Consider the following 12429-nt stretch of genomic DNA (forward strand, 5'->3'; position numbering starts at 1 on the left):
GACGAGAGCACCGAGATGAGCGGACTGATCGCGCTTCTGGACGATGTGGCGGGGATCGCCAAGGTGGCCGCGGCCTCGGTCGACGACGTCGCGGGGATGTCGGCCAAGGCCACCGCCAAGGCGGCCGGCGCGGTGATCGACGACGCCGCGGTGACGCCGAAATACGTCCACGGCTTCGACGCCGACCGCGAGGTGCCGATCATCTGGCGCATCGCCAAGGGCTCGATCTTCAACAAGCTGGTGATCCTGTTGCCGGTGGCGCTGCTGCTGTCGGCCTTTGCGCCCTGGGCCATCGCGCCGCTGCTGATGGTCGGGGGCGCCTATCTCTGCTTCGAAGGCGCCGAGAAGGTGTGGCACGCGATCTCGGGCGGCCACGACGACCACGCCGAGATCGAGATCGACACCAGCGACCCCGCCCATCTGGAGGAGGAGAAGGTCGCGGGCGCGATCAAGACCGACTTCATCCTCTCGGCCGAGATCATGACCATCGCGCTCAACGAGGTCTCGCGGCTGGTGGTCGAGCAGGACATCCACGGCCCCGGCAAGTTCGCCATGGAGGCCGCGGCGCTGGCCTTCGTCGCCGTCATCATCACCGTCGGGGTCTATGGCTTCGTCGCGCTGATCGTGAAGGCCGACGACTACGGCGTGGCGCTGGTGCGGACCCGCTCGGGCTTCTGGGCCTCGGCCGGGCGGGCGCTCGTGCGGGCGATGCCGGGGTTCATGAAGGTGCTGACGGTGATCGGCACCGCAGCGATGATCTGGGTCGGCGGCAACATCGTCATCCACGGGCTGCACGAGCTGGGCTATCACGCGCCCTACGACTTCATCCACGCGCAGGCCGAGCGTGCCGCCCATGCGGTGCCGACGATGGCCGGGGCGGTGAGCTGGTTCGTCACCGCGCTGATCGACGGCATCTTCGGGCTGGCGTTGGGGCTGCTGCTCATCCCGCTGTCGAACGCGGTGATCGCGCCGCTATGGCGCGCCGGGCAGCGGGCGGTGGGCAAGGCCTGAGGCCCGCACGCAGCGGGCTTAGCCCGCGACCGCGGCCGGATTGGTAAAAAGAAAGCGGGGTGCGGGCGGTGTCGGCCCGCGCCGTTTCCGTCAGCGGCGCGGCTCAGCGGCGGCTCAAGCCCCGCGCCAGCGACGCACCCCAGAGGACCGTCAAGCCGGCCGAGATCAGCGCGTTCCACGCCGCCATGCTGAGACCGAGGAACACCCACGCCGGCTCGTCGCAGCGCACGACCTGCGCGCCGCGGATGCGGCTCACGAGGTCCGCCGCGCTGATGGTCGAGAGATCGGCGACCCCGCCGGCGCACGCGCTCGGCCCCGCCCACCAGTGCAGCTCGACCCCGGTGTGGTAGAGCGCAAGCCCCGTGGCCACCGCCGCCGCGACCATCCCGAGACCGGCCCAGAGCGGGCGGTATCCGGCCAGCAGCACCACCGCGCCAACCAGCAGCGCCGCAAGATGCGGCCAGCGCTGCAGCAGGCACAGCTCGCACGGGCGATAGCCCGCCGCCTGGAACCCGAGCGCAGCGAGCAGCAGCAGCCCCGAGGCGGCCGCGGCAGCAAGCGCCAGCGAGCGCGGGGCGAGGGGGTCGGTCATGGGAAGGCTCCGAAGGGAAAGGGGGATCAGTGCGGGCGCCAGGTGACGACGCGGTAGAGATAGACGAGCACCACCGCCGCCACGACGAGTTTCGAGACCGGGTCGATCACATCCGCGACACGCCCGTAGTTGGCCGAGAGCAGGAACCCGGCCGCGGTCAGCAGCCCGGTCCAGATCGCCGAGCCGAGCAGCGTCCAGGCGAGGAACCGCCCCCAGCCCATGCGCGCGATCCCGGCCGGGACCGAGATCAGCGTCCGCACCGCCGGGATCATCCGGCCGAGGAAAACCGCCTTGCCGCCGTGCCGGTCGAACCACGCCTGCGCCCGGTCGATGTCGCCGGGCGAGACGGTCATCACCCGCCCCCAGCGCGCCGCCCACCGCTTGAGCCGGGGCGCCCCGACCCAGGCGCCGAGCACGAACCAGAAGCTCGTCCCGAGCGCCGACCCGGCGATCCCCGCGATCAGCGTGGGCAGGAGCGCAAGCCGCCCCTCGGCCACCAGATAGCCGGCGAGCGGCATGATCACCTCGGACGGGATCGGCGGAAAGATGTTCTCGAGCAGCATCAGCGCGAAGACTCCCGGATAGCCCCAGGACCCGATCACCGATACCACCCAGTCGAACATCCGCCTTGCCCTCGCCGTTTCTCGTGCCATGCGCGCGGCGCGCCCCCGGGGATCGGGGGCCGCTCCGCCCTGCCCGGCCTGCGCCCGGCGGGGCCAGAAACCCCGCCTTGCAGCAGCCGTCAACCCTGCGTAACCATTCGCCATCGACGCGCCCTGCCCCCGATCCGGCGGCGGCGCAGCCTTCTGGAGGACGACGCGAAATGGAATGGCGTGGCCGCCGCGGCAGCGGCAATATCGAGGACCGCCGCAGCATGGGCTCGGCCGGTGTCGGCGGCATCGGGCTCGTCGGGATGCTGGTCGTGCTCGCGGTGGGGTATTTCTTCGGCGTGGACATCTCGCCCCTCGTCGGCGGGATGGAACAGGGGCAGCCGACCGAGCAGCGCCAGCTGACCGCCGAAGAGCAGGAGATGGGGCAGTTCGTCTCGGTCGTGCTGGCCGACACCGAAGAGGTGTGGACCGACGTGCTCGCCCGGCAGGCCAACATGGACTATCAGAAGCCCAGCCTCGTGCTGTTCTCGGGCGCGGTGCAGTCGGCCTGCGGCGGCGCCTCGGCGGCGATGGGGCCGTTCTACTGCCCGAACGACCGCAAGGTGTATCTCGACACCGACTTCTTCCGGGTGATGAAGGGCAAGATGGGCGCCGGCGGCGACTTCGCCTATGCCTATGTGATCGCCCACGAGATCGGCCACCACGTCCAGAACCAGATCGGCATCCTGTCGAAGGTGAACGAGCTGCGCGCCCGGGCGTCCGAGGTGGACTCGAACCGGATCTCGGTCCTGACCGAGCTGCAGGCGGACTGCTTTGCCGGGATCTGGGCCCGGCAGGCGAGCGAGAAGTTCGGCACCATCGACCAGGGCGACATCGAAGAGGCGATCAACGCCGCCCGCGCCGTCGGCGACGACATCCTGATGGAAAAGGCCGGCCGCGCGCCGATGCCCGACTCGTTCACCCACGGCTCGGCGGCCGAGCGGTCCGATTGGCTTCAGCGCGGGCTGGCCTCGGGCGACCTTCGCCAGTGCAACAGCTTCGCCGAGGCAGGTCTCTGACGCCGTAGCCGCGCCTGACGCGACCATACAGCGCCGCGCCCCACCCCGGGCGCGGCGCTTGCGCTTTCCGGCCGCACGCCCCTCGGGCGGGATTGGGGGCCCGGGTTTGTTGAACCTAGCGGCGGTGGGTGATAGACCGCACATCAACAACATATCGAAGGCGCACCCGTGGCCGACACCCCCGAAGACCTGCCCGAAGACCTGCCCCCCGAGGACCAGACCGACGCCGCGACCGACGCGGGCGGCGAGGATGCCGCGTCCGGGGCCGGGGCGCTCGTCATGCCCCATGACGGGCCGACGATCGACATCGCCGAAGAGATGCGCTCGTCCTATCTCGACTACGCGATGTCGGTCATCGTCAGCCGGGCGATCCCGGACCTGCGCGACGGGCTGAAGCCGGTCCACCGCCGCATCCTGTTCGCGATGGACGAGACCGGGAACACCCACGACAAGCCCTACCGCAAGTCGGCGCGGCCCGTGGGCGACGTGATGGGGAAATACCACCCGCACGGCGACAGCGCGATCTATGACGCGCTCGTCAGGATGGCGCAGGACTTCTCGATGTCGCTGCCGCTGCTGGACGGGCAGGGCAACTTCGGCTCGATGGACGGCGATGCGGCCGCGGCGATGCGCTATACCGAGGTGCGCATGGCCAAGGCCGCCAACTGGCTGCTCATGGACATCGACAAGGACACGGTCGAGTTCCAGGACAACTACGACGGCAAGGACCGCGAGCCGACCGTGCTGCCGGCGCGGTTCCCCAACATGCTCGTCAACGGCGCGGGCGGCATCGCCGTCGGCATGGCGACCAACATCCCGCCCCATAACCTGGGCGAGATCGTCGACGCCACGCTGGCGCTGATCGAGAACCCGGACCTGCCGACCGAGCGGCTGCTCGAGATCGTCCCCGGCCCCGACTTCCCGACCGGCGGCATGGTTCTCGGCCGCTCGGGGGTCCGCAAGGCCTATCTCGAGGGGCGCGGCTCGATCGTGGTGCGCGCCCGCACCCGGGTCGAGACGCTGCGCGCCGGCCGCGAGGCCATCGTGCTGGACGACGTGCCCTATCAGGTCAACAAGGCCACGCTGATCGAGCGCATCGCGGAACTGGCCAAGGAAAAGAAGGTCGAGGGCATCGCCCACGTCCAGGACGAATCCGACCGCCACGGCGTCCGCGTCGTGATCGAGCTCAAGCGCGATGCGACGGCCGAGGTGGTGCTGAACCAGCTCTACCGCTTCACCCCCATGCAGACCTCGTTCGGGGCCAACATGCTGGCGCTGAACGGCGGCCGGCCCGAACAACTGACCCTGAGGGACTTCCTGACCCACTTCATCGCCTTCCGCGAAGAGGTGGTGGCCCGCCGCACTGCGTTCGAACTGCGCAAGGCGCGCGAGCGCAGCCACATCCTCTGCGGTCTGGCGGTGGCGGTGTCGAACGTGGACGAGGTGGTGGCGACGATCCGCGCCTCGAAGGATGCGGCCGAGGCCCGCGACCGGCTGATGGAGCGGCGCTGGCCCGCGCACGATATCCTCGAATACCTCAGGCTGATCGACGACCCGCTGCACCCGGTGAACGAGGACGGCACCTACAACCTGTCCGAGACGCAGGCCAAGGCGATCCTCGAGCTGCGCCTGCAGCGCCTGACCCAGCTCGGCGTGCAGGAGGTGACGGACGAGCTGAAGGCGCTGGCCGACGCGATCCGCGACTACCTCGCCATCCTCGCCAGCCGCGCCCGGATCATGGAGATCATCTCGGCCGAGCTGACCGAAGCCAAGACGCTGTTCGCCGTGCCGCGCCGGACCGAGATCGTGGACTGGGCGGGCGATCTGGACGACGAGGACCTGATCGAGCGCGAGGACATGGTCGTGACCATTACCTCGGGCGGCTACATCAAGCGCACCCCCCTGTCCGAGTTCCGCAGCCAGCGGCGCGGCGGCAAGGGGCTGTCGTCGATGGCCACCAAGGAAGACGACGTGGTGACGACGCTGTTCGTTGCCAACACCCACACCGAACTGCTGTTCTTCACCACCGACGGGATGGTCTACCGGCTCAAGACGTGGCGGCTGCCCTTGGGCGGGCGGACCGCCCGCGGCAAGGCGCTGGTCAACATCCTGCCGATCGACGGCGGCACCTCGATCGCGGCGCTGCTGCCGATGGACGCGCCCGAGGCCGAGTGGGACGACTATCAGGTGATCTTCGCCACCGACGGCGGCGAGGTGCGGCGCAACGCGCTGTCCGATTTCACCAACATCATGCGCAACGGCAAGATCGCCATGAAGCTGCCCGAGGGCGTTAGCCTGATCGGCGTCCGCATGGCGACCGACGGCGACGACGTGATGCTGGTGACGGCCAAGGGCCGGGCGATCCGCTTTGCCGCGACCGACGTGCGGGTGTTCCAGTCCCGCGGCTCGACCGGCGTGCGCGGCATCCGGCTGGCCGAGGGCGACCGGGTGGTGTCGATGTCGGTGATCCGCCACTTCGAGGCCGACCCGGCCGAGCGCGCGGCCTACCTCAAGATGCGCCGCGCGGTGGCCGGCGCGCTCGATGACGGGGCCGAGGCGGACGAGGATGACGAGGCCGCCGAAGGCGCGACCGAGGGCGCGATCACGCAGGAGCGCTATGCCGAGATGTCGGCGGCCGAGGACCTGATCCTGACGGTGACGGCGCAGGGGGCGGGCAAGATCAGCTCGAGCCACGGCTACCCGCTGCGCGGCCGCGGCGGCCAGGGCGTGATGGCGATGGACCGCGCGATGCGCGGCGGCGACCTGGTGGCGAGCTTCCCGGTCGAGCCGGGCGACCAGATCATGCTGGCGACCTCGACCGGCCAGTCGATCCGGGTGCCGGTGGACGGCATCAGCTTCCGCTCGCGCACCGCGGGCGGCGTGCGGGTGTTCAACACCGCGGGCTCGGAAACCGTCGTCTCGGTCGCCCGGGTGGCCGATCAGGGCGACGAGGCCGAGGACGAGGCGGGCACCGCCGAGGGCTGAGGGGGACGATAAAAAACTTTGAAAAGGGGCGGCGCGAGCCGCCCCTTCTGTTTCGGGCTCCGACTCACTCGAAGACTCACGCGTGCGCGCTTGGCACAACGTGAACCCGAGCCCGCGCCGAACGGGCTCCGAGCGGCGTCTTTCTGGCGATATACCCCGGGGGGAGGCGGTCGGACCGGCCGCCGGGGGGGCCCGCCCCCCGCCGTGCCTCAGCCCCGGTCGCCGTCGCCGTCCCCGTCGCTGCCGCCCTCGGCGATCTCGAGGCCCGACGAGGTCGCCTGCGTGATCCGCGGGTCCTGCTGCTCCTCGCCCCGCGGCCGGGCCGTGGCGGCCTCGGCCTCGGCGTCGTCCGCCGCGGCGGGGGCGCCCGGCGCCGGCGGGCCGCCCAAGGCCTTCTTGCCGCCTTCGCCCAGCTCTTCGGCGTTGACGATGCGGACCTCGCGGTGGGCGAAGGGGATCTCGATCCCCTCGGCGGCGAAGCGCTCGATGATCTGGTGGCGGATCTCGGACTGCACGCCCATGCCCTGGTTGATGTCCGACAGGATGGCGCGGATCTCGAAGTCGAGGCTGTCGGCGCCGAAGCCCATGAACAGCACGTTCGGCGCCGGGTTGATCAGGACCGTCGGCTGGTCCTCGGCGATCTCGCGCAGGATGTCGACCACCCGGCGGGTGTCGCTGCCGTAGGCCACGCCAACCTTGATGATGATCCGCCCCTGCAAGTTGCCGCGGGTCCAGTTGGTGACCTCTTTCGAGATCAGGTCCGAGTTCGGCACGATCACGTCGGTGCGGTCGAAGGTCTGGATCTGGGTCGAGCGCACCGAGATGCGCTTGACGTAGCCCTGCGACTGCCCGACCTGGATCCAGTCGCCGACCGCCACGGGACGCTCGACCAGCAGGATGATCCCCGAGACGAAGTTTGACACGATGTTCTGCAGGCCGAAACCGATACCGACCGACAGGGCACCGGCGAGGATGGCAAGGCTCGACAGGTCGATCCCGGCCGAGGTCACCGCCAGCAGCGCCGAGAGGAAGATTCCGACGTAGCCGAGGCCCGAGACGGCGGCGTTCTTGGCGCCGATGTCCAGCCGGGTGCGCGGCAGGATCGAGGTCCGCACCGTCACCTGCACCACCCGCGTCGCCATGTAGCCGAGCGTGAAGACCACGACGAAGGTCAGCACCGCCCCGGGCGAGAGCTTCACCCCGCCGAGCGAGAAGCCGTTGCGCAGGCTCATCCACGCCTCGCCGAGGTCCGAGTTGCTCGCCCCCCAGATCAGCGCCAGCAGCGGCATCGCCAGCACCACGAGGCCGAAACCGATGAGCACGGGCGCGAGCGCGTTGCGCGACATGCCCCGGTCGCGCTTGACCACGGACCAGAGGTCGGTGGCGAACTCCTGCAGCACGATCACCAGCATGGCGAGGCCGATGGTCAGGGCCGCCGGCCACAGGATCGAGTTGGCGAGCGTCACGAAGCCGATCACCGCCAGCACGGGGCTCGCCAGCGCGATCAGCCGCGCCGCGGCGCCGAGCGCGGCCATGACCTTGCCGGCATAGCCCGTCTGCTCGGAGGCGTCGTGCTCGGGCCGGTGGCGCAGCACCAGGCCGAGGCGGAACAGCAAGAGCGCCCCGACCACGATCAGCGGCAGGTGCCAGACCGCCGCGGCGGCATCGCTCACCTCGAGCGGGATGCGGCTGCCGGTGCCGGGATCGGTGCGGATGCCCGAGAGCGGCAGGACCGCCTGCCCGGCGATGTGATTGACCGCGAGCGCGGCGGCCATCGAGATGCCGTAGAACTGGCCGCGTTGGCGCTGGACCTCGGGGTAGCAGATCGGCGGGTCGCTGGTCAGGGTGAAGAACCGCAGCGACAGCCAGCGCCCGGTGAAGAACAGCAGGGCCGCCACCGGCAGCACCATCAGCAGCGGCCGCGCCCACGACCCGGCCAGCCCGGTGGTGTCGAGCGCGCGGACCAGCAGATAGGCGCCCGCGGTGGGGATGGCGATCTGCCCCAGCGACACGGCAAAGGCCACCGCGTCGCGGGCATAGTCGCTCGCCCGCGAGCCGAGGCGCGAGGGCAGCGAGTCGATCCAGCGCCGCCCGTAGATCAGCAGCCCGAGCGCCAGCGCCAGATACAGCCCGATCAGCGGCAGCCGCCCGATCAGCGCCCGCCCGGCCGCGCCATAGGTCCGGTCGCGCACGTCGCCGGCGATGCCGTTGAGCACCGTCATCCCCTCGGAGGCCGCGGCGATCAGGCTCGACGGCAGCAGCGGCGAGGGGCTGAGCTTGAGGATCGCGTCGGCCTGCCGGGTGCGGGCGGTCTCGTCGATGGCCCGCACGAGGCTGTCGGCGCGGCTGTAGGCCTCGACCGCGCGCAGGCCGGGGGCCTGCAGCTGGGCGAGCTGCTCGGTCAGCTCCTTGCGGCGCTCGGCGATCTCGGGGGCCTCGGTCTCGCCCTCGGCGGGCGCCGGGCCCAGCGCCGAGATCTGGTCGCGCAGCGTGGCGATGCGCGGGGCGTTGAGCGACTGCGCCTGCAGGAAGCGGTCGCGCCACGAGACGATGTCGGCGCGCAGCCGCTGCAGCGTCTCGGTGGTGGCGCCGCCGGCGTCGACCTCGTCCTCGGCGCGGCTCGCGATCTGGTTCCACGCCTGATAGTCGGGCTCGGTCTGGGCCAGTGCCGGCGGGGCCACCGCCAGGGCCAGCCACAGCGCGGCCAGCGCGGCGAGAAGGACGGCGGACCAGCGGCGGCGGGGCGCGGGCGTGGCGCGGGCAGTCAGTGCAGCAGCCATCCCGTCAGGCCTCGGTCACGTCCGGCAGGGCCGATTCGCGCGTCTCGAGCCAGTGCGGCACCGGCAGGCCCTTGTCGCGCAGGAACACCGGGTTCCAGAGCTTGGTCTGGTAGCGTGTCCCCGAATCGCAGAGCACCGTGACGATGGTCTTGCCCGGCCCCATCTCGCGCGCCATGCGGATCGCGCCCGCGACGTTGATCCCCGACGAGCCGCCGAGGCACAGCCCCTCGTGCTCGAGCAGGTCGTAGAGGATCGGCAGCGCCTCGCTGTCGGGCACCCGGCAGGCGAAGTCGGGGGTGAAACCGTCGAGGTTCGCGGTCACCCGCCCCTGCCCGATCCCCTCGGTGATCGAGTTGCCGGGCGCGTCAAGCTCGCCCTGCGTGTACCACGCAAACAGCGCCGAGCCCTCGGGGTCGGCTATGCCGATCTTCACCCCCTTCGGCTGCAGCGCCATCCCGACCCCGGCGAGCGTCCCGCCCGAGCCCACCGAGCAGATGAACCCATCCACCCCGCCGCCCGACTGGTCCCAGATCTCGGGGCCGGTGGTTTCCAGATGCGCCTGCCGGTTGGCGGTGTTGTCGAACTGGTTGGCCCAGACCGCCCCACCCGGCAGGGTGGCGGCCAGCGCCTCGGCCAGCCGGCCCGAATAGCGGACATAGTTGTTGGGGTTGCGGTAGGGGGCGGCGGGCACCTCGACCAGCTCGGCGCCGGCGAGGCGCAGCATGTCCTTCTTTTCCTGGCTCTGGGTCTCGGGGATGACGATGACCGAGCGGAAGCCCATCGAGGCGCCGACCAGCGCGAGGCCGATGCCGGTGTTGCCCGCGGTGCCCTCGACGATGGTGCCGCCCGGGCCCAGCGCGCCGCGCGCCACGGCGTCGCGGATGATATAGAGCGCGGCGCGGTCCTTGACCGACTGGCCGGGGTTCATGAACTCGCACTTGCCCCAGATCTCGCAGCCGGTCGCCTCGGAAGCCCGGTTGAGCCGGATGAGCGGCGTGCGGCCGATCAGGGCCGCGAGATCGGATGCGTTGCGCATGGTCAGCCCTCGCTGTTGATCCTGCCGTTTAACCAGCCGGGGACGAGCGCGGCAACCCGTCCGCCGCCGGCGAGGGGCGCGGGCGCACGCGATCGTGGGCAGAGTTGAGGCGTGCGGGCAGTCGCGGTTGGCGCGCCGGGGCCGTCGCCGCAGGCGCACAGGCGACGTCAACCACGGTCGCCCCGCGCCGGGTCCGGGGGGCGGGTTGCGGCGGCAGCGGCCCGCCCCCTCGCGCGGCCCCTTGCACCCGCCATGCGGGCAGGATCATCCTGCCGCCATGACCCAGACGCCGCCCCCCGCCCCCTCGGGCCCGCTGAACCTCGCCGCGCACGTGCTGGCCGCGGGGCAGGCCACACCCGACAAGCTCGCCCTCGCCGTCGTCTCGCCGACGCGGGCCGACCGCTGGTCCTACGGGCGGTTGACGGCGGCGGTGCGGGGAACGGCGACGGGGCTGCTCGCCCGCGGGCTCAGGCCCGGCGACCGGGTGCTGCTCAGGATCGGCAACGAGCCCGCGTTCCCCATCGCCTATCTCGGCTGCATCGCGGCGGGGCTGGTGCCGGTGCCGACCTCGGCCATGCTGACCGCCCGCGAGGTGGGCAAGATCGCCGCCGAGATCACCCATGCGCTGACCATTGCCGGCCCCGGCATCGCCCTGCCGGAAGGCGACACCGCCCCGGTCCTGCCGGTGGCCGAGCTGGCCGCGATGGCGACCCTGTCCCCGGCAGCGTTCGCCGAGGGCGACCCGGACCGGCTGGCCTATATTGTCTATACCTCGGGCACCTCGGGCCAGCCGCGGGCGGTGATGCACGCCCATCGCGCCATCCTCGCGCGGGCGATGATGTTTCAGGGCTGGTACGGGCTCACGCCGAACGACCGGCTGATGCACGCGGGCGCGTTCAACTGGACCTTCACCCTCGGCACCGGGCTGATGGACCCCTGGACGCTCGGCGCCACCGCGCTGATCCCGGCCGAGGGCACCGCGCTCGAACAGATCCCGCTGCTGGCCGCGCGGCACGGGGCGACGATCCTCGCCGCCGCCCCCGGCGTCTTCCGCCGCATCCTGCGCGCCGACTGGGCGCCGATCCCCAGCCTGCGGCACGGGCTGACGGCGGGCGAGCGGCTCGACCCGGCGCTGCGCGACGCGTGGCGGGCGCGGACGGGGACGGAACTCCACGAGGCGATGGGGATGTCCGAGTGCTCGACCTTCCTCTCCGGCTCGCCCGCGCGGCCGGCGCCGCCCGGCACGGCGGGCTATCCGCAGCCGGGGCGGCGGGTGGCGATCCTGTCCGAGGACGGGGCCGAGAACCCGCCCGGCACGCCCGGCGTCCTCGCCGTCCATCGCAGCGATCCGGGGCTGTTTCTCGGCTATCTCGGCCAGCCCGAGGAGACCGCGGCCCGCCATCAGGGCGACTGGTTCCTGACCGGCGATCTGGCCGTCGCGGCCGAGGACGGGGCAATTTCGACGCTCGGGCGGGCCGACGACATGATGAACGCCGGCGGGTTCCGCGTGGCCCCCGCCGAGGTCGAGGACGTGCTCGCCCCCGTGCCCGGCGCGGGTGACGTGGCGGCGGCGGAGCTGACCGTGGCAGGCGGGGCGTCGATCATCGCCGCCTTCTGGACCGGCGACGCGACGCAGGACGCGCTCGAGGCCGCGGCCGAGGCGGGGCTTGCCCGCTACAAGCAGCCGCGGCGCTATGTCCGCGTGGATGCCCTGCCCCGCACGCCGACCGGCAAGGTCAACCGTCGGGCGCTGCGCGAGGCGCACCGGCCCCACCCCGGCTGACCCCCGGCTGACGCCGCGGGCGGGCCGTCGCGGGGCTCACTCGGGGAAGCGGATCACGTCCAGCGGATACTCCATCACCGCCTGCAGCGGCTGGTCGAGGTCCTCGCTGAAGGCGAAGACGTGCAGCGCGTCGCCGTGCAGCACGACCCGGCAGAACCGCCCCTCGCGGGCCAGCGCCTTGGGACATTCGGCAAGGTCGGCGTGATCGACCGTCGCCTCGAACACCTCATAAGTCATCACCGCCATCGGCACCGGACGGGCGGGAACGAGGTTGATCGGCGCGGCGACGCCCGCCGTCTGCGGACCGGTCTCCATCTCGCCGGGCTGCGAGGCGAGCGCCGGGGCTGCGGCGAGCACGGTTGCGGCAAGGATGCCGGCGGAAATCCTGTTGCGGATCATTCGGTTGGCCTTCTCGGGCTGGTTGCCGGAAATCCTTATCTCTTTGCTAAGGTAACAGGACTGCGCCGGATTGTCGCACCCCCGCCTGTCAGCCCGTGCCGCCGCCCGTCCGCCGACGCCCCACGGCGTCACCGCAGCGCAGGCTTGCCTGCGCCGGGCGGTTGCCGCAACAAG

The 12429-nt window shown here is 71.6% G+C and carries 9 protein-coding genes; 4 read left to right on the top strand and 5 right to left on the bottom strand.

Going from position 1 to position 12429, the window contains the following annotated elements:
* Window positions 1-15 precede the first annotated feature (15 nt).
* Complete coding sequence (locus ACFHYO_RS03335) at window positions 16-1011, top strand: DUF808 domain-containing protein (protein WP_394318372.1); 996 nt, start codon at window positions 16-18, stop codon at window positions 1009-1011.
* 103 nt (window positions 1012-1114) lie between these two features.
* Here ACFHYO_RS03335 and ACFHYO_RS03340 read toward each other — a convergent pair whose 3' ends face one another.
* The gene (locus tag ACFHYO_RS03340) at window positions 1115-1603 is read right to left on the bottom strand and encodes a disulfide bond formation protein B (protein ID WP_036732013.1); all 489 of its coding nucleotides are present in this window, start codon (window positions 1601-1603) and stop codon (window positions 1115-1117) included.
* Between the two features lie 26 nt (window positions 1604-1629).
* A complete protein-coding gene (locus tag ACFHYO_RS03345; protein WP_036709614.1) occupies window positions 1630-2226 on the bottom strand; it encodes a DedA family protein in 597 nt (198 codons plus the stop codon).
* Between the two features lie 200 nt (window positions 2227-2426).
* Between ACFHYO_RS03345 and ypfJ the strand changes: the two genes are divergently transcribed.
* Both ypfJ and gyrA read left to right on the top strand, forming a co-directional pair.
* On the top strand, window positions 2427-3272 hold the full coding sequence (gene ypfJ, locus ACFHYO_RS03350; protein ID WP_394318375.1) for a KPN_02809 family neutral zinc metallopeptidase: 846 nt from the start codon (window positions 2427-2429) through the stop codon (window positions 3270-3272).
* 279 nt (window positions 3273-3551) lie between these two features.
* Window positions 3552-6257 carry a DNA gyrase subunit A gene (gene gyrA, locus ACFHYO_RS03355; protein WP_036702461.1) on the top strand — a complete coding sequence of 902 codons (2706 nt, stop codon included), beginning with the start codon at window positions 3552-3554 and terminating at the stop codon, window positions 6255-6257.
* Window positions 6258-6466: 209 nt separating this feature from the next.
* Here the strand turns inward: gyrA and ACFHYO_RS03360 are convergent, their stop codons facing one another.
* Both ACFHYO_RS03360 and ACFHYO_RS03365 read right to left on the bottom strand, forming a co-directional pair.
* Window positions 6467-9037: a mechanosensitive ion channel family protein gene (locus ACFHYO_RS03360; RefSeq protein ID WP_394318377.1), complete on the bottom strand. Its 2571-nt coding sequence runs from the start codon at window positions 9035-9037 to the stop codon at window positions 6467-6469.
* 4 nt (window positions 9038-9041) lie between these two features.
* Window positions 9042-10073: a cysteine synthase A gene (locus ACFHYO_RS03365; protein WP_394318379.1), complete on the bottom strand. Its 1032-nt coding sequence runs from the start codon at window positions 10071-10073 to the stop codon at window positions 9042-9044.
* Window positions 10074-10350: 277 nt separating this feature from the next.
* On the opposite strand from ACFHYO_RS03365, the gene ACFHYO_RS03370 reads away from it, so the two are divergent.
* Window positions 10351-11856: a class I adenylate-forming enzyme family protein gene (locus tag ACFHYO_RS03370; protein WP_394318381.1), complete on the top strand. Its 1506-nt coding sequence runs from the start codon at window positions 10351-10353 to the stop codon at window positions 11854-11856.
* 36 nt (window positions 11857-11892) lie between these two features.
* Here the strand turns inward: ACFHYO_RS03370 and ACFHYO_RS03375 are convergent, their stop codons facing one another.
* A complete protein-coding gene (locus ACFHYO_RS03375; protein WP_052174862.1) occupies window positions 11893-12255 on the bottom strand; it encodes a hypothetical protein in 363 nt (120 codons plus the stop codon).
* Window positions 12256-12429 lie beyond the last annotated feature (174 nt).

It is taken from the genome of Paracoccus panacisoli (assembly GCF_042435015.1).
In the GTDB taxonomy this organism is placed as follows: domain Bacteria; phylum Pseudomonadota; class Alphaproteobacteria; order Rhodobacterales; family Rhodobacteraceae; genus Paracoccus; species Paracoccus panacisoli.

Bases quoted from the DNA above. Each gene is read 5' to 3' on its own strand.
- ACFHYO_RS03365 (WP_394318379.1), bottom strand. From the start codon at position 10,073: ATGCGCAACGCATCCGATCTCGCGGCCCTGATCGGCCGCACGCCGCTC.
- ACFHYO_RS03345 (WP_036709614.1), bottom strand. From the start codon at position 2,226: ATGTTCGACTGGGTGGTATCGGTGATCGGGTCCTGGGGCTATCCGGGA.
- gyrA (WP_036702461.1), top strand. From the start codon at position 3,552: ATGCCCCATGACGGGCCGACGATCGACATCGCCGAAGAGATGCGCTCG.
- ACFHYO_RS03335 (WP_394318372.1), top strand. From the start codon at position 16: ATGAGCGGACTGATCGCGCTTCTGGACGATGTGGCGGGGATCGCCAAG.
- ypfJ (WP_394318375.1), top strand. From the start codon at position 2,427: ATGGAATGGCGTGGCCGCCGCGGCAGCGGCAATATCGAGGACCGCCGC.
- ACFHYO_RS03375 (WP_052174862.1), bottom strand. From the start codon at position 12,255: ATGATCCGCAACAGGATTTCCGCCGGCATCCTTGCCGCAACCGTGCTC.
- ACFHYO_RS03370 (WP_394318381.1), top strand. From the start codon at position 10,351: ATGACCCAGACGCCGCCCCCCGCCCCCTCGGGCCCGCTGAACCTCGCC.
- ACFHYO_RS03340 (WP_036732013.1), bottom strand. From the start codon at position 1,603: ATGACCGACCCCCTCGCCCCGCGCTCGCTGGCGCTTGCTGCCGCGGCC.
- ACFHYO_RS03360 (WP_394318377.1), bottom strand. From the start codon at position 9,037: ATGGCTGCTGCACTGACTGCCCGCGCCACGCCCGCGCCCCGCCGCCGC.